The organism is Micromonospora sp. NPDC049359, assembly GCF_044466585.1.
Taxonomy (GTDB): Bacteria; Actinomycetota; Actinomycetes; order Mycobacteriales; family Micromonosporaceae; genus Micromonospora.
In genome coordinates this window covers 83,998-99,968 of sequence record NZ_JBITMW010000015.1, presented here as the reverse complement: position 1 = coordinate 99,968, position 15,971 = coordinate 83,998, and the positions used below count along the sequence as shown (strand labels likewise).

Annotated in this window: 12 protein-coding genes and 2 pseudogenes; 5 read left to right on the top strand and 9 right to left on the bottom strand. The window is 72.5% G+C overall.

Annotation, left to right across the window (positions count from 1 at the left end; all coding sequences use genetic code 11):
• Positions 1 to 60: 60 nt before the first annotated feature.
• The 5 genes and pseudogenes from ACIBTX_RS28665 to ACIBTX_RS28645 all read right to left on the bottom strand — a co-directional run bounded on the left by ACIBTX_RS28665 (position 61) and on the right by ACIBTX_RS28645 (position 5,074).
• On the bottom strand, positions 61 to 498 hold the full coding sequence (locus ACIBTX_RS28665) for a DUF3052 domain-containing protein (RefSeq protein ID WP_132237238.1): 438 nt from the start codon (positions 496 to 498) through the stop codon (positions 61 to 63).
• A gap of 112 nt (positions 499 to 610) precedes the next feature.
• A pseudogene (locus ACIBTX_RS28660) lies at positions 611 to 2,584 on the bottom strand (thiamine pyrophosphate-dependent enzyme); the annotation flags it as partial.
• Positions 2,585 to 2,712: 128 nt separating this feature from the next.
• Positions 2,713 to 3,061 (bottom strand): annotated as a pseudogene (locus ACIBTX_RS28655) (transketolase); the annotation flags it as partial.
• A 51-nt stretch (positions 3,062 to 3,112) separates the two neighbouring features.
• Complete coding sequence (locus ACIBTX_RS28650) at positions 3,113 to 3,517, bottom strand: MarR family transcriptional regulator (RefSeq protein WP_357132744.1); 405 nt, start codon at positions 3,515 to 3,517, stop codon at positions 3,113 to 3,115.
• Positions 3,518 to 3,613: 96 nt separating this feature from the next.
• Positions 3,614 to 5,074, bottom strand: a complete 1,461-nt coding sequence (locus tag ACIBTX_RS28645) for an MFS transporter (RefSeq protein ID WP_396833237.1) — start codon at positions 5,072 to 5,074, stop codon at positions 3,614 to 3,616.
• A 111-nt stretch (positions 5,075 to 5,185) separates the two neighbouring features.
• On the opposite strand from ACIBTX_RS28645, the gene ACIBTX_RS28640 reads away from it, so the two are divergent.
• Positions 5,186 to 5,968, top strand: a complete 783-nt coding sequence (locus ACIBTX_RS28640; protein WP_357132531.1) for a helix-turn-helix domain-containing protein — start codon at positions 5,186 to 5,188, stop codon at positions 5,966 to 5,968.
• A 51-nt stretch (positions 5,969 to 6,019) separates the two neighbouring features.
• Here the strand turns inward: ACIBTX_RS28640 and ACIBTX_RS28635 are convergent, their stop codons facing one another.
• Positions 6,020 to 6,424 carry a secondary thiamine-phosphate synthase enzyme YjbQ gene (locus tag ACIBTX_RS28635; RefSeq protein ID WP_355051416.1) on the bottom strand — a complete coding sequence of 135 codons (405 nt, stop codon included), beginning with the start codon at positions 6,422 to 6,424 and terminating at the stop codon, positions 6,020 to 6,022.
• Between the two features lie 26 nt (positions 6,425 to 6,450).
• Positions 6,451 to 6,873 (bottom strand): hypothetical protein, encoded by a 423-nt coding sequence (locus ACIBTX_RS28630; RefSeq protein ID WP_357132527.1) that lies wholly within the window; start codon positions 6,871 to 6,873, stop codon positions 6,451 to 6,453.
• Between the two features lie 175 nt (positions 6,874 to 7,048).
• Here ACIBTX_RS28630 and aceE point away from each other — a divergent pair, with 175 nt between their 5' ends.
• Positions 7,049 to 9,787: a pyruvate dehydrogenase (acetyl-transferring), homodimeric type gene (aceE, locus tag ACIBTX_RS28625; protein WP_357132524.1), complete on the top strand. Its 2,739-nt coding sequence runs from the start codon at positions 7,049 to 7,051 to the stop codon at positions 9,785 to 9,787.
• Between the two features lie 280 nt (positions 9,788 to 10,067).
• Here the strand turns inward: aceE and ACIBTX_RS28620 are convergent, their stop codons facing one another.
• Entirely contained in the window at positions 10,068 to 10,511 is a 444-nt protein-coding gene (locus tag ACIBTX_RS28620; protein WP_355051413.1) for an SRPBCC family protein, read from the bottom strand.
• A 188-nt stretch (positions 10,512 to 10,699) separates the two neighbouring features.
• Here ACIBTX_RS28620 and ACIBTX_RS28615 point away from each other — a divergent pair, with 188 nt between their 5' ends.
• The 3 genes from ACIBTX_RS28615 to gltX all read left to right on the top strand — a co-directional run bounded on the left by ACIBTX_RS28615 (position 10,700) and on the right by gltX (position 14,817).
• Positions 10,700 to 12,049: a GH1 family beta-glucosidase gene (locus tag ACIBTX_RS28615; protein ID WP_396833235.1), complete on the top strand. Its 1,350-nt coding sequence runs from the start codon at positions 10,700 to 10,702 to the stop codon at positions 12,047 to 12,049.
• A complete protein-coding gene (locus tag ACIBTX_RS28610) occupies positions 12,046 to 13,320 on the top strand; it encodes an MFS transporter (protein ID WP_357393335.1) in 1,275 nt (424 codons plus the stop codon). The genes ACIBTX_RS28615 and ACIBTX_RS28610 overlap by 4 nt, the downstream gene beginning before the upstream one ends.
• 87 nt (positions 13,321 to 13,407) lie before the next feature.
• On the top strand, positions 13,408 to 14,817 hold the full coding sequence (gltX, locus tag ACIBTX_RS28605) for a glutamate--tRNA ligase (RefSeq protein ID WP_357132514.1): 1,410 nt from the start codon (positions 13,408 to 13,410) through the stop codon (positions 14,815 to 14,817).
• 445 nt (positions 14,818 to 15,262) lie between these two features.
• Here gltX and ACIBTX_RS28600 read toward each other — a convergent pair whose 3' ends face one another.
• The gene (locus ACIBTX_RS28600) at positions 15,263 to 15,892 is read right to left on the bottom strand and encodes a copper resistance protein CopC (protein WP_396833234.1); all 630 of its coding nucleotides are present in this window, start codon (positions 15,890 to 15,892) and stop codon (positions 15,263 to 15,265) included.
• Positions 15,893 to 15,971: the final 79 nt, after the last annotated feature.

Below are 15,971 nucleotides of genomic sequence, written 5' to 3'. Positions count from 1 at the left end.
ACGAGGTCAGCCCAGCGCGCCCGACGGCGGACCGCCGGGGCGCGAGGGGACGAGGGTGGGTTACTTCTTGCCCTTGGCCCCTCGGCGCAGCACCAGGCGGGCGCCGCTCCAGTCCCGGCCGGCGTTGACGGTCGAGGTCTGCTGGAGGCCGGCGGTGGGCGCGGACTCCGCGACCTCGCTCGGCTCGACGTGCCCCTCGCGCCCCGCCTTCGGGGTGAGAAGCCACACGACCCCGTTGTCGGCCAGCGGCCCGAGGGCGTCGACGAGCAGCTCGAAGAGGTCACCGTCGCCGTCGCGGTACCACACGAGCACCGCGTCGACCACCTCGTCGGTGTCCTCGTCGACCAGATCTCCACAGCGGTCGGTCAGGGCGTCGCGGAGATCCTGGTCGACGTCGTCGTCGTACCCCATCTCCATGACGACCATCCCCGGTTCGATGCCGAACCGGTCCGCCAGGCTGCGTACCCCGTCGGCGGCCTGACCAGCGGTCGCGCTCACTGTCGCGTGCCTCCTCATCTCGTCCCTGCTCGCGGCGTCGGACCGACGCCGTCAGGCAAAGTCCACACAGTTGTGCGTCTGCGCGCAAGTGGCGCACCGGGTGGAACGGAATTTACCGTGCCAGCAGCGTACGGGCACCGTCGGTAATGGCTTCCGGGGAGACCAGAACATGACGTGCCGCCGGACCTAATGGTACAAACGAGTCAACTCCGGCCACCCGCCGCGCTGCGCCCACATATCCGCCGTCAACCAGCGCGGCGATGACGCCCTCGCCAACCCCGCCTGACCGGCGTGTCTCGTCCACCACCAGCACCCGGCCGGTCGCCGAGGACTCCCGGATGATGTCGGCCACGGGCAGGGGCGCCAGCCAGCGCAGGTCCACCACGCGGGTGCCGACGCCCTCCTCGGCCAGCACGGCCGCGGCCCGCAGCGACATCCGCACGCCGTTACCGAAGGTGATGATGGTCAGGTCGTCGGCCGAGCCGACCCGGTAGACCCGGGCCCGGCCGATCGGCACGTGCCCGGCCACCCACGAGCCCGGCTCGGGATAGCCGGCGAGCCACTCACCGTCGCCATCGGCGTACAGGTCGCGGGTGTGGTAGAGCGCGATCGGCTCCAGGAACACGCAGACGCTGCCGTCCACCGCCGCGCTCGCCAGACAGGTCCGCAGCATGGGCGCGGCGTCGTCCGGCCGCGCCGGCACCGCCACCACCAGACCGGGAATATCCCGGAGTACGGCCACCGAGTTGTCGTTGTGGAAGTGCCCGCCGAACCCCTCCTGGTACGCCAACCCGGCCACCCGCACCACCATCGGGTTGCGGAACGCGCCCCGCGAGAAGAACTGCATGGTGGCGGCCTCGCCACGGAGCTGGTCCTCGGCGTTGTGCAGGTACGCCAGGTACTGGATCTCCGGCACCGGCAGCATCCCGGCCAGCCCGGCGCCGAGGCCCAGGCCCAGCACCGACGTCTCGTCCAGCAGGGTGTCGAAGACGCGGGCCGCCCCGAACCGGTCGCGCAGGCCCTTCGTCACGCCGTACACCCCGCCCTTGGCAGCCACGTCCTCGCCGAAGACGGCCATCTGGGGATGGTCGAGCAGCCCGTCGGCGAGCGCGGCGTTGATGCTCTGCGCCAGGGTCATCGGGCCGACCAGCTCGGGCGGCTTGCCGCCGAACGCCTCCTCCCGGGCCGCCGCGCCCGGCCCGCTGGCCCGGGCCGCCGCGTCGGCCACGGCCCGCGCGACCCGCACCGGGCGGCGGGGCGCCAACGCCGACACCACGTCGGCCGCCGAGGCCAGCTTGGGCTCGCCCAGCACCTCCTCGGCGAGCCGGCGTACCTGCCAGCCCGTCTCGTCGTACCGGGCCAGCAGCTCGTCGGCGGTCGCCACGCCGGCGTCGACGAGCAGCCGCGCGGTGGCGACCACCGGGTCCCGGTCCAGGTCCTCGGCCAGCTCGGCCGGGCTGCGGTACGCCGACTCCGCGTCGGCCCCGGCGTGCCCCATCAGCCGGACGGTGCTCAGGTGCAGCACGGCGGGCCGCCGGTACCGCCGCACCCAGGCCGCCGCCTCCCGCGCCACCGTGTACGTGCGCACCGGGTCGGCGCCGTCGGCGCTGAAGTAGCGGATGCCCGGCTTCGCGCGCAGCGTCGCCTCCACCCAGCCCTCCGGCGAGCGGACGCTGATCCCCAGCCCGTTGTCCTCGCAGACGAAGAGCACCGGGATGCGCAGGCCGGCGTGGTCGTACCAGCCGGCGGTGTTGAAGGCGGCGGTGGCGCTGGCGTGGTTGACCGACGCGTCGCCGAACGAGCAGACCACGATGGCGTCCGGCGGCCACGGGACGTGCGCCGTACCGGCGCCGCTGCCGACCCGTACCCCTGTCCCGGTGCGCCGCCCGGCGGTGTCCAGCCGGCGCAGCCGCTCCACGGCCAGTCCCATCCCGACCGCGCGGGGCAGGTGCGAGGCGATGGTGGAGGTGGTCGGCACGACGGCCAGGTCGGCCCGGCCGAACACCTTGTGCCGGCCACCGGCGATCGGCTCCTCGCTGGAGGCGACCATGCCCCGCAGCACGTCCCGGGCCGCCTCCGCGTACCCCACGAACCCACCCGTGGGGGTCGCGGACCCGGCCACCTCGGCGTCGGAGGCCGGCTCCGGGGCCTCGGCGGCGGGCTCCGGATCGTCCACGGCGGGCATCGGGGTGTCGGCGGCGGACGCCGGAGCGGCGGCGGCGACCTGGGCCGCCCGCAGGCAGTAGAACGCCCCGGAGCGGTAGTGCAGCAGCGCCGGATCGGTGGGGCGCAGCGCGGCGGCGACCGCCGCGTTGCCCTCGTGCCCGGACGAGCCGATGGTGTAGAAGCCCTCCCCGAAGCTGCGCAGCCAGCGCCCGGCCAGGTCGAGCTGCCGGCTGGCCACCTGCGCGTCGAACAGGTCGAGCAGTTGGGCACCGGTCAGCGGGGCGTCGTCGGTGACCGGATCGGCGAGGTCACGCCGTTGCGGTGCGGCGGGCAGCGCCGCCAGCGTCTCGCGGAACCGGTCGTCGAGATCTTGCGGGGTGGTCACGTCCGACAGCATTACCGACGCGGGCCACCGTCGCCCAGTGGGACACGGCCAGCACGGCTCGACTCACTGCGGGTCGCACGGCTCCGGACAACCGCCGTCGGACACCTTCCACACCAGGTCACGCAGGGTGGACAGCTCTTCGTCGCGCAGGCCGGCGAGGAGTCGGGAGTCGGACATCACCTCGGCCACCCGGTCCCGTACGACGCGACCGTCCCCGGTCACCACGAGCGTCTTCTGCCGGCGGTCGGCCGGATCGGTCCGACGCTCGACCAGGCCGGCCTGCTCCAGCTTGTCGACCAACGCGGTCACGTTCGACCGGTCACAGCTCAGCCGGTCGGCGAGGTCACGTGCCGGCAGGGGACGGTCCGGGTCCAGCTCGTGCAACGCCCGCGCCGCCGCCGGGGTGAGCCCCAACTCGGCGAAGGCCGTGCCCTGCCGATGCCGCAGGGACGCCGTCAGGTGCGCCATCCGACGCACCACGTCGGCGGCCAACCCGGCGCGGTCCACCTGCCCGTCCGCTGGCGTCACGGTGACATCGTACGCACCGGGTCCGCCCCGGCCGGCTCAGCGTTCGAGGTCGCTGACCGCAGCCGGCGCGGCGACGGACGATGACCCCGGATCGGTCGCGGCGCACGACGGTCCCGTGGGCTGGCGCAGGGCGCGGGCGCACCGCCCGGCAGCCACCGGGGCGGTCGCCAGCAGGACGGCCGTCACCAGGGCGGCGGCAGGTGTGTCGGGCCGTGCCAGGTGCAGGCCACCGATGACGGCCACGCCGAGCACCGCAGCCAGCAGGGTGCCGGTGGAGATCAACGCGGAGAACGCGGTCGCCGCGCCGGTCGGCAGGGCGGTGGCGAGCCGGTCGACCAGCGGGGTGAACCCGGCGGCGTGTGCGGCGCCGCCCACGAGCAGCAACAGGCTTCCGGGCAGCCAGGGCCAACCATGCCGGGTCAGCATCGCGACCAGCAGCACGACGGCCGCCAGCAGCGGCGGGCCGAGCAGCGGCAGCGCGTCGCGCAGTCGCGCGGGCAGGCGGGACACCGCGAGGCCGCAGAGCGCGAACCCGGCGGCGTAGGGCAGGAAGGCCAACCCGGCGGCGAGGGCGGTGAATCCGAGCCCCTCCTGCAACCGCAGGGTGAGGGTGAACAGGAAGCCGGCGTAGCAGCCCATCACCAGGCACGCGGCGAGCAGCCCGGCCGGCACGCCGGCACGGGTCAGCACCGCCACGTCCAACAGTGGGGTGCCACCGCCCCGGATCACGCGGTTCTCGTGGCGCAGGAACATGCCGACGCCGATCACGCCCGCCGCCACCCCCGCCGGCGTCGACCAGTCCGGCCAACCGAGGTCCCGACCGAGCACCGCCGGCGTCACCAGGGCCAGCATCGCGCCGGCCAGCAACAGCACCCCCGGCAGGTCGAGCGCCGCCGGCCGGACGGCCGCCGTCGGCACGGCTGCCAGCGCCCGCCGACCGGCCACCAGCAGCACCGCGCCGACCGGCACGTTGACCAGGAACGCGGTACGCCAGGCCAGCCCGCCGGCATCCAGGGTGACGAGCAGGCCGCCGGCCACCTGCCCGGCCGCGACCCCGAGCGCCAGGATCAGCGAGTACGCCCCGATCGCCCGACCTCGGGCAGCGCCCAGGTACGTGGCCTGGATGAGGGCGAGGACCTGCGGCACCATGAGCGCCGCCATGGCGCCCTGCACGACGCGCGCGCCGACCAGCATCACCGGACCCGGCGCGAGGCCGCAGGCCAGCGACGCCACGGTGAACCCGGTGAGGCCGAGCAGGAAGACCCGGGCCGGCCCGTGCCGGGAGCCGAGCCGGGCGCCGGTGACGACCAGCACGGCGAAGGCCAGGGTGTATCCGGCCAACACCAGCTGGGCCAGTGCCGGCGGCCCAGCCAGGTCGAGCCGGATCGTCGGGGCGGCGACCGCCGCGATCGAGGTGTCCATCGAGGCCATCGCCTGCCCGGTGAGCAGGACGACGAGCGGGGCGCGGCGTCCCTGAGTGGTCGTGGTGGAAGACATGCCGGCCACCCTGCCGACCTGGGCGGGCGGCTGTCTTGACGATCCTTGCGGCCGCCGGATCCGACGTACGACGTCGGGTGTCGTGTCGGCGGGTGGGCCTAGCCTGACGGCATGCGCAGCAGCCACCCCCTCGTGCGCCAGCCCGACTTCGTGGTCCACGCGGTGCGCTGCCGGGACGACCACACCGGCTGGTCGCGCCCGGAGCCCGCCACGGCGCACGGCATCGTGTTGGCCCGCCGGGGCGGCTTCCGGCGGCGCGGTCGGGGCGGGGAGGAGTTCGTCGACCCGACCGTGGGCTACCTGACGGTGCCGGGCGAGGAGGAACGGTTCGCCCACCCGGCCGGCGGCGACGACTGCACCTCCGTGCATCTCTCGCCCCGGCTGTGGCGGGAACTGCTCGCCGGCCGGTCCGCCATGTCGGTGCTGCACCTGGACGCCCGCATCGACCTGGCACACCGGCGACTGCTGCGGGCGGCGCGCCTCGGCGACGCGGGCTTCGCCGCCGCCGAGCGCCTGGTTCGACTGGTCGGCGCCGCCACCGGTCCGGCGGTCGACGCGCCGCCCCGGGACCGGGCGATGGTGGAGGCGGCCCGTTCGGCGCTGCACGACGGTGGGCCGCACACCGACGGCCTCGTCCCGCTGGCCCGCTCGCTCGGCGTGTCGCCGTACCGGCTGAGCCGGTCCTTCCAGGCGCTGGTCGGTGTGCCGCTGACCCGCTACCGCAACCGGCTGCGGGTGGGGCGTGCGCTCGACCGGCTGACCGAAGGGGTGCCGAGCCTCGCCGTACTGGCGGTCGAGCTGGGCTTCGCCGACCAGGCACACCTGACCCGGACGCTGCACGCCCACCTGGGCCACCCGCCAGGGCAGCTACGTCGAATGCTGGCTGAGGTCTGACCCCAGCGGGCCGGACGACGACCGGGCGCGATCTCGGGGGCGGGCCGGGCGTCAGGCGGGCAGGAACGAGAAGCGGACCTGGCGGGTGGGGTTGTCGCCGTTGGTGTCGACGAGGCAGATCGACTGCCAGGTGCCCAGGGCCAGCCGGCCGTCGAGTACCGGCAGCGTGGCGTACGGCGGGACGAACGCCGGCAGGACGTGGTCCCGTCCGTGGCCCGCCGAGCCGTGCCGGTGTCGCCAGCGGTTGTCGGTGGGCAGCAGCGCGTCGATCGCGGTGAGCAGGTCGTCGTCGGAGCCCGACCCGGTCTCGATGATCGCCAGGCCGGCGGTGGCGTGCGGCACGAAGACGTGCAGCAGACCGTCCCCCTCGCCGGAGACGAAGCTCTGGGCCTCGGCGGTGATGTCCCGGACGGCCGGCCGGGACCCGGTCTGGACGGTGATCACGTCACTGCGCATACATCGCATTCTGCCGCAGTCGACGATCAGGAACCGCCGCCACCGCCACCGGAGTCACCACCACCGCCGGAGAAGCCACCGCCGGAGTCCCCGCCGCCGAAGAAGCCGCCACCGGAGTCGCCGCCGAAGAAGCCGCCACCGCCGGAGTCGCCGCCCCCGCCGCCGTCGGACCGGTCCCCGCCGCCCGAGTCGCCGTAGTACATCAGGGGCACGCTGGTGTCGGCGTGCCGTCGGCGCGGACCGGGCACCCGACGGGGCCCCCGTCGGGGCGCCGACGCGCGCAGACCGGCGCGGAGCTGGACCGCGCCGAGCGCCATCGCCACGACGCCGAGAATCGTGATCGGCAGCACGGCAGTCTCCCCGGCCCGGAGCGCCGGCACGGAGAACAGCGCCCCGAGCGCGCCGACCAGGACGATCACGCCGCCGCTCATCACCCGCCGCCCGTTCATATTCGGGACCGTAGCGAGCCGGGGCAAGCGGGCGGGCCCGGCCGCCGTAGCGCTAAGTTACCGGCGAGTACCTGTGTTCAGCATCGCGTCCGGGGGACCTAGACGTGACGACGGGTGCCACCAGGGGGCAGGATGGCGCTAGAGACCTATCCCACACACAACCGAGGGAACGCCTGTGGCTACGGAACGCAAGCGCCCGGTGATCAGCGACGGCCTACCGAGCCAGCTTCCGGACATCGACCCTGAAGAGACCAGCGAATGGGTCGAGTCGCTTGACGGTGTCATCGACGAGCGGGGAGCCAAACGCGCCCGCTACGTCATGCTGCGCCTGCTGGAGCGGGCCCGTGAGCGCCAGGTCGGGGTTCCGCCCCTGACCACCACCGACTACATCAACACCATCCCGTCCGAGCGCGAGCCGTGGTTCCCGGGAGACGAGCACGTCGAGCGGCGCATCCGGGCGTACGTGCGGTGGAACGCCGCGATGCTCGTACACCGGGCGCAGCGCCCGGAGATCGGCGTCGGCGGACACATCTCCACCTTCGCCAGCTCGGCGTCGCTCTACGAGGTGGGCTTCAACCACTTCTTCCGGGGCAAGAACCACCCGGGCGGCGGCGACCAGATCTTCTACCAGGGCCACGCCTCGCCCGGCATGTACGCGCGGGCGTTCCTGGAGGGGCGGCTCAACGAGCACGAACTCGACGGGTTCCGCCAGGAGCTGTCGCACCCGGGCGGCGGTCTCCCGTCGTACCCGCACCCGCGGCTCATGCCGGACTTCTGGGAGTTCCCCACCGTCTCGATGGGTCTCGGCGGCCTGAACGCGATCTACCAGGCGCGGTTCAACCGGTACCTCCAGCACCGCGGCATCAAGGACACCTCGCAGCAGCACGTGTGGGCGTTCCTCGGCGACGGCGAGATGGACGAGCCGGAGACGCTGGGCGCGATCGGTGTGGCCGCCCGCGAGGAGCTGGACAACCTCACCTTCGTGATCAACTGCAACCTGCAGCGGCTGGACGGCCCGGTCCGGGGCAACGGCAAGGTCATGCAGGAGCTGGAGGCGTTCTTCCGGGGCGCCGGCTGGAACGTCATCAAGGTGGTCTGGGGCCGCGAGTGGGACCCGCTGCTCGCCGCGGACACCGACGGCGCGCTGGTCAACCTCATGAACACCACGACCGACGGCGACTACCAGACCTACAAGGCGGAGTCCGGCGCGTACGTGCGGGAGCACTTCTTCGGCCGTGACCCGCGTACCCGCAAGATGGTCGATCCGCTGAGCGACGACGAGATCTGGAACCTCAAGCGGGGTGGGCACGACTACCGCAAGCTCTACGCGGCCTACAAGGCGGCCACCGAGCACACCGGTCAGCCGACGGTCATCCTGGCCAAGACGATCAAGGGCTGGACGCTCGGCTCGCACTTCGAGGGCCGCAACGCGACCCACCAGATGAAGAAGCTGACGCTGGAGGACCTGAAGACCTTCCGCGACCGGCTCTACCTGGACATCCCGGACAAGGCGCTGGAGGACAACCCCTACCTGCCGCCGTACTACCACCCGGGCGAGAAGTCCGAGGAGCTGGCGTACCTGCAGGAGCGTCGGGAGCAGCTCGGCGGCTACCTGCCGTCGCGACGGACCAGCACCAAGCGGCTGACCATCCCCGGTCCGGAGCGGTTCGCCGACGTCAAGCGCGGCTCGGGCAAGCAGAAGGTGGCCACCACGATGGCCTTCGTCCGCCTGCTCAAGGACATCATGAAGGACAAGGAGTTCGGCAAGCGCTGGGTGCCGATCATCCCGGACGAGGCACGCACCTTCGGTCTCGACTCGATCTTCCCGACCGCGAAGATCTACTCCCCGCACGGTCAGCGGTACACCTCCGTCGACCGGGAGCTGTTCCTGTCGTACAAGGAGTCGACGACCGGGCAGATCCTGCACGAGGGCATCAACGAGGCCGGCTCGGTCGCCTCGTTCACCGCCGCGGGCTCGGCGTACGCCACCCACGACGAGCCGATGATCCCGATGTACATCTTCTACTCGATGTTCGGGTTCCAGCGGACCGCCGACGGGCTGTGGGCCGCGGCCGACCAGATGGCGCGGGGCTTCCTGCTCGGCGCGACCGCCGGGCGCACCACGCTCAACGGTGAGGGCCTGCAGCACGAGGACGGGCACTCGATGCTGATCGCCGCCACCAACCCGGCGGTGGTCGCGTACGACCCGGCGTTCTCCTTCGAGATCGCGCACATCATGGAAGCCGGCCTGCACCGGATGTACGGGGACGCGCAGGAGAACGTCTTCTACTACCTGACGGTCTACAACGAGCCGATCCTGCAGCCGGCCGAGCCGGCGGGCGTGGACGTCGAGGGACTGCTCAAGGGCATCTACCGCTACTCGCCGGCGCCGCAGGTCGACGGCCCGAAGGCCAACGTCCTCGCCTCCGGCACGGGCATGCAGTGGGCGCTCAAGGCCCAGCAGCTGCTCGCCCAGGACTGGGGCGTGGCCGCCGACGTCTGGTCGGTGACCTCCTGGACCGAGCTGCGCCGCGACGCGGTGGAGACCGAGGAGTACAACCTGCTCAACCCGGGCGCCGAGGCCAAGGTGCCGTACATCGCGCAGAAGCTGGCCGACGCGGACGGGCCGAAGGTCGCGGTCAGCGACTGGATGCGTGCCGTACCGGACCTGATCGCCCGCTGGGTACCCGGCGACTACACGTCGCTCGGCACCGACGGCTTCGGGATGTCGGACACCCGGCACGCGCTGCGCCGGCACTTCCACGTCGACGCCGAGTCGATTGTGGTCGCCACGCTGCGGCAGCTCGCCCGCAGCGGCGCGGTCGAGGCCACCGTGCCGGCCGAGGCCGCCAAGAAGTACGCGATCGACGACGTCAACGCCGCCCCGGTCGGCGAGACCGGCGGCGACAGCTAGAACCGCACGACCAGAGAAGGGCCCGGCGCGTCGCGCCGGGCCCTTCCGCCTTGTCCCCTCCCCCGCCCGGACCCCGCCCCGCCCCGCCCCGTCGATCATGGAGTTGTGGTGGGGGACGAAGCGGTGAAGTCGCCTCGTTCCGGGCACCACGAGTTCATGATCGACGGGGCGGGAGCGGGGCGGAGCGGGGGCGGCAGGGATGGGGCGGCGGTGGGCCGACGTTCCTGGTGGGGACGCCGGGCCACCGCCGGGGCGGGTGACGCCGAGAGGACGCGGCTGGTCAGCCGACGGCGGCCAGGTCGGTGAGCCGGGCCAACGAGTCCTCCAGGTCGGCGCCGACCCGGCGCAGGCCCAGGCGCAGCAGAGCCGCCTTGACGGGGCCGGCCGGCCAGCGGACCACGATGAGCCGCACGACCGTCCCGCCCTCCTCCTCGTCCTCGGTGAGCTGGACGTAGATTTCGGTGCGCGCCTCCGCACGGGCACCGGCCCCCTTGGCCCGCTCCCGCCAGCCGATCAGTGTCGGCTCCTGATAGGCGATCACCTCGGCCTCATGCGCCGAGCGCCCCGCCTGGACCAGTTGTCGCCGCCCGAAGCCCTCCCCCGAGAGCACTTCGGCCGCGCGAACCCCCGCCAGCCAGGCCGGCAACTGCTCGGCCCGCTGGACGACGTCCCAGACCACTTCCATCGGCGCCGCCACGTGCGCACTACGTTCCACGAGGATCATTTCCGTCTTGCCTCCAGTGAGGACATCCCACGATATCGGCACTCTATGCGTCAAATCGGACCTACCTGGACGAGTTCGGAAAAAGACACGCCGATCAACCATTGCGGATTACGCCAGCCCGGCCTATGGCGCATTCATCGACGGCGTCCTAGAGTCCCGAACACGTTTCACGTTCACCGGGAGAGCGCATGTCGACCGCACCGATGCCCGAGTTCCCCGACGGCTTCCGCTGGGGCGTCTCCACCTCGGCCCACCAGATCGAGGGCGCCACCACGGCCGACGGACGCGGAACGTCCATCTGGGACACCTACGCGCGCGAGCCGGGCCGGATCAGCGACGGCAGCAGCGGCGCGGTCGCCTGCGACCACTACCACCGGCACGCCGAGGACGTCGCGCTGATGGCCGGGCTGGGCGTCGGGGCGTACCGGTTCTCGATCGCCTGGCCCCGCGTGCAGCCGGACGGCAGCGGCGCGACCAACGCCGCCGGCCTGGACTTCTACGACCGGCTGGTCGACGACCTGCTCGCCGCCGGCATCGACCCGGTGGCCACCCTGTACCACTGGGACCTGCCGCAACCCCTCGAGGACGCCGGCGGCTGGCTGCACCGGGACACCGCCGCCCACTTCGCCGAGTACGCCGAGCGGACCGCAGCCCGCCTCGGCGACCGCGTCCGGCTCTGGATCACCCTCAACGAGCCGTTCATCCAGATGAGCCTCGGCTACGGCATGGGCGTGCACGCCCCCGGCCAGATGCTCCTCTTCGACGCCTTCCCGGTCGCCCATCACCAACTGCTCGGCCACGGGCTCGCGGTACAGGCGCTGCGGGCGCACACCGCCAGCCCCGTCGCGATCGCCAACAACTACTCGCCGGTGCGGGTGCTCGGCGACAGCGACGCCGACCGGGCCGCCGGGGCCGCGTACGAGACGTTGCACAACCGGCTCTTCACCGACCCGCTGCTCGGACGCGGGTACCCCGACCTGCCCGGCCTCGACCCGACCGTCATCCGCGCCGGCGACCTGGACACCATCGCCGCGCCCATCGACGTGCTCGGGGTCAACTACTACAACCCCACCGGAGTACGGGCAGCCGAGGAGGGCTCGCCGCTGCCGTTCGACCTGGTGCCGCTGGACGGTTACCCGCGTACCGCCTTCGACTGGCCGGTCGCCCCGGACGGGCTGCACGAGCTGCTCCGCTGGCTGCGGGACACGTACGGCGAGGCGCTGCCACCCATCGAGATCACCGAGGGCGGCTGCGCGTACGACGACGAGCCGGACGCGCACGGGCAGGTGGCCGACCCGGAACGGATCGCGTACCTCGACGGGCACCTGCGGGCGGTCCGGGCCGCCATCGACGACGGGGTGGACGTCCGCGGGTACTTCGTCTGGTCGCTGCTGGACAACTGGGAGTGGGCCGAGGGATTCACCAAGCGCTTCGGTCTGGTGCACGTCGACTACGCCACGCAGAGGCGTACGCCGAAGTCGTCGTACACCTGGCTGCGGGACCTGATCGCGGGCAGCGCGCCGGGGGCGGCGCGGTGACCACCGTCGACCCGGCGGCGGCGCTGCCGGCGGCGCTCGCCGAGCCGACCGTGCCGGTCCGGCGCGGCTGGATCGGCCTGGTCTTCGCCGCCAACCTGGGCGTGTGGATGGCGTTCTTCACCCCGATCCAGGTGCTGCTGCCGCAGCAGATCGAGCGGATCGCGCCCGGCGACAAGGAGACCATGCTGGCCGTGGTCACCGGCCTGGGCGCGTTGGCGGCGGTGCTGGCCAACCCCCTGGCCGGCGCGTTGTCCGACCGGACCTGCCTGCGGGTCGGCGGTCGGGAGTTCGGTCGGCGGCACGTCTGGACCGCCGGCGGGGCGGTGCTCGGCGCGGCGGCGCTGGTGCTGCTGGCCCAGCAGCGGACCATTCTCGGGGTCGCCGTCGGCTGGGTCGCCGCGCAGGTCTGCTTCAACGCGATGCTGGCCAGCCTCACCGCCGCCATCCCGGACCGGGTGCCGGTGACGCAGCGCGGCAGCGTCTCGGGCTGGGTGGGCATCCCGCAGGCGCTCGGGCTGGTCCTCGGGGCGGTGCTGGTCACCGCCGTGGTCACCGGGAACGCCGCCGGCTACCTGGCGATCGCGGTGGCCATCCTGCTGCTGTCGCTGCCGTTCGCGCTGCTCACCCCCGACGACCCACTGCCCCGCGCGAACCGCCCGGCACTGCGCGTCCGTACGCTGTTCGCCTCGATGTGGATCAGCCCGCGCCGGCACCCGGACTTCGCCTGGGCGTGGATCACCCGGTTCCTGGTCCAGCTCGGCAACGCGCTGGGCACCCTCTACCTGCTGTACTTCCTCACCGACGGGGTTCACTATCCCGACCCCGAGGGCGGCCTGCTGGTGCTGATCCTGCTCTACACGTTGGGCATGATGCTGACCGCCGTGGTCTCCGGCCGGCTGTCCGACCGCTCCGGGCGGCGCAAGATCTACGTGATCGTCTCCGGGCTGATCATGGCCGTGGCCGCGCTGTTGCTCGCGGTCGCACCCACCTGGCCGATGGCGATCGTCGCCGCGCTGCTGCTGGGCGCGGGTTACGGCGTCTACCTCTCGGTGGATGCCGCGTTGATCACGCAGGTGCTGCCACGCGCCACCGATCGGGCCAAGGACCTTGGCGTGATCAACATCGCCAACTCGGCGCCGCAGGTGCTCGGTCCGGCGCTCTCCGCCCCGCTCGTGGTCCACCTGGGCGGCTATCCGACGCTCTACGCGGTCACCGCCGTGGTCACCGTGGTGGGCAGCGCCCTGGTGGTCAAGATCCGCTCAGTCGCCTGAGGTGTAAGGAAGGGCACCTTGTACAACACGAGGCGATAAGAAGGGGCCCTTCCTTACCGGGTCGACGGCCGCCGTAGGCTGGAGGACGTGACGGTACGTGTGCGCTTCGCCCCCTCCCCGACCGGTATGTTCCACGTCGGCGGCGCCCGCTCGGCGCTGCAGAACTGGATCTACGCCAAGCAGCAGGGCGGGGTGTTCGTGCTCCGCATCGAGGACACGGACGCGGCGCGCAACAAGCCCGAATGGACCGAGGGCATCCTCTCCGCGCTGGACTGGATCGGCATCTCCCGGGGCAGCTACGAGGGGCCGTACTTCCAGTCCGAGAACGCTGGCGAGCACCGGGCCGCCGCCACCCGGCTCTACGAGTCGGGCCGCGCCTACTACTGCGACTGCACCCGCGAGGACGTACAGGCCCGCACCGGCTCGCAGTACCAGGGCTACGACGGCTACCACCGCGACCGTGGCCTCGGGCCGGGGCCGGGCCACGCGCTGCGCTTCCGTACGCCCGACGAGGGCACGACCGTGGTCGTCGACCTGATCCGGGGCGAGCCCACCTTCGAAAACAAGCTCATCGAGGACTTCGTCATCGCCCGGGGCGACGGATCGCCGGTGTTCCTGCTGGCCAACGTCGTGGACGACATGACCATGGGCATCACCCACGTGATCCGTGCCGAGGAGCACCTGCCCAACACGCCCAAGCAGCAGCTCCTGTGGGACGCCCTCGGGGTCAAGCCGCCGGTCTGGGCGCACGTGCCGGTGGTCGTCAACGAAAAGCGGCAGAAGCTCTCCAAGCGCCGCGACAAGGTCGCCCTGGAGGCGTACCGCGACGAGGGCTACCTCGCCGGCGCGATGCGCAACTACCTCATGCTGCTCGGCTGGGCGCCCTCGGGCGACCGGGAGATCGTGCCCTGGTCGGTCATCGAGGACGAGTTCCGCCTGGAGGAGGTCAACCCCTCCCCCGCGTTCTTCGACGAGAAGAAGCTGCGCGCGTTCAACGGCGAGTACATCCGCGCGCTGCCGGTGGCCGAGTTCGTCGACGCCTGCCAGCCGTGGCTGACCGGCACCGGGACCATCGCGCCGCCGCCATGGCAGCCCGAGGAGTTTGACGCCGACGCGTTCGCCGCCGTGGCGTCGCTGGCCCAGACCCGGATCGCGGTGCTCAGCGAGATCGTGCCGAACGTCGACTTCCTCTTCCTGGCCTCGCCCACGATCGACGAGGCCGCCTGGACGAAGACGATGAAGGACGGCTCCGCCGAACTGCTGGACGACGCGGTCGCGGCCTTCGAGGCGCTGGAGTCCTGGGACGCCGAGGCGCTGAAGTCGACGCTGGAGGCCGTCGGCGCCGAGCGCGGCCTCAAGCTCGGCAAGACGCAGGCGCCCGTACGCGTCGCGGTCACCGGCCGCACCGTGGGCCTGCCGCTGTTCGAGTCCCTCGAGGTACTAGGCCGCGAACGCACCCTGACCAGAATGCGCGCCGCCCGCCTCCGCCTCCCCTAACCCCCTGCGCCGCCGCCGCCTCCGCCGCTTCGCGGCCCCGCCCCGCCCCGCCCCGCCGATCATGGAGTTGTGGTGCCGGGTTGGGCACCCTTATGACGGCTTTGTCCTCCACCACAAGTCCATGATCGACCCAGACTGGGCGGGCGGCGGGGACGGGGCGGCGGGACGGGGGCGGCGAGGGTCCGGCTCGCTTTGGGCGGTGTCGCGTCTGCGCTCTCCGCCGCGCCGATCTTGCAGTTTCGGTTGTCGAAATGAGTGGGTTGCACGCTATGTCGCCACAGAAAGCGCAAGATCGGCGCCGAGACGCAGCGGCTGTCGCCGAGCCACGCCCTGCCTTCGCACCCCGCCGCGCCGATCTTGCAGTTTCGGTTGTTGGTATGGGGTTGGATGCCCGTTACGTCGCCACAGGAAGTGCAAGATCGGCGGACGCGGGGACGCGGGGCGGTTAGCGGGTTCGGCGGCGGAGCAGCAGGGCGGCCGTCAGGGCGGCTAGCAGTAGCGCGCCGCCGAGTGCCCAGGGCCACCAGCGGCCCCCCGAGTCGGATCGTTCCTCGGCGGCCGGTACGGCGGAAACGGTGTCGGCCGACGGCGACACGGGTCCGGCGGGGGATGCCGTGGGCGAGCCGGGCGCTGACGGGCCGGTGCTGGCCACTGACGGACTGCCGGACGGGCCGAGGGCTGAAGAGGGGCTGGCGGACGGGTCCGCAGCCGTGCCGGTGGTGAGGGTGAACCGCACCTCGCCCTTGATCGGGTGGCCGTCGTTCGACGGCAGCTGGTAGGCGACGGCGTAGAGCCCCGCCGCGCCGGGCGTGAACGGCACGCGTACCCGGGTGCCGTCGAACGTGGGCCGCCCGCCGGCGACCACATTGTCCGGTCCGGTTATTGTGATCTTCGTCGTAGCCGGCGGCGGCTTGGCCAGGAAACGTAGCTCGATCCGGGTGGGCGCGGTGGCCACCCGGGCGCCGTCGGGCGGATCGCTGCCGGTCAGCGAGTTGTGCGCGGCGGCCGGCGTCGCCGGGGCCAGTAACGACACACCGAACGCCACGCCGAGTACCACTGGCACGAGCCGTGCCATCCGTGTAACCCTGCCCCCCATGAACCCCTCCGTAAGGGTACGATCCGCCCGCTGATCAAACAGCTCCTCGTTAGTCGAG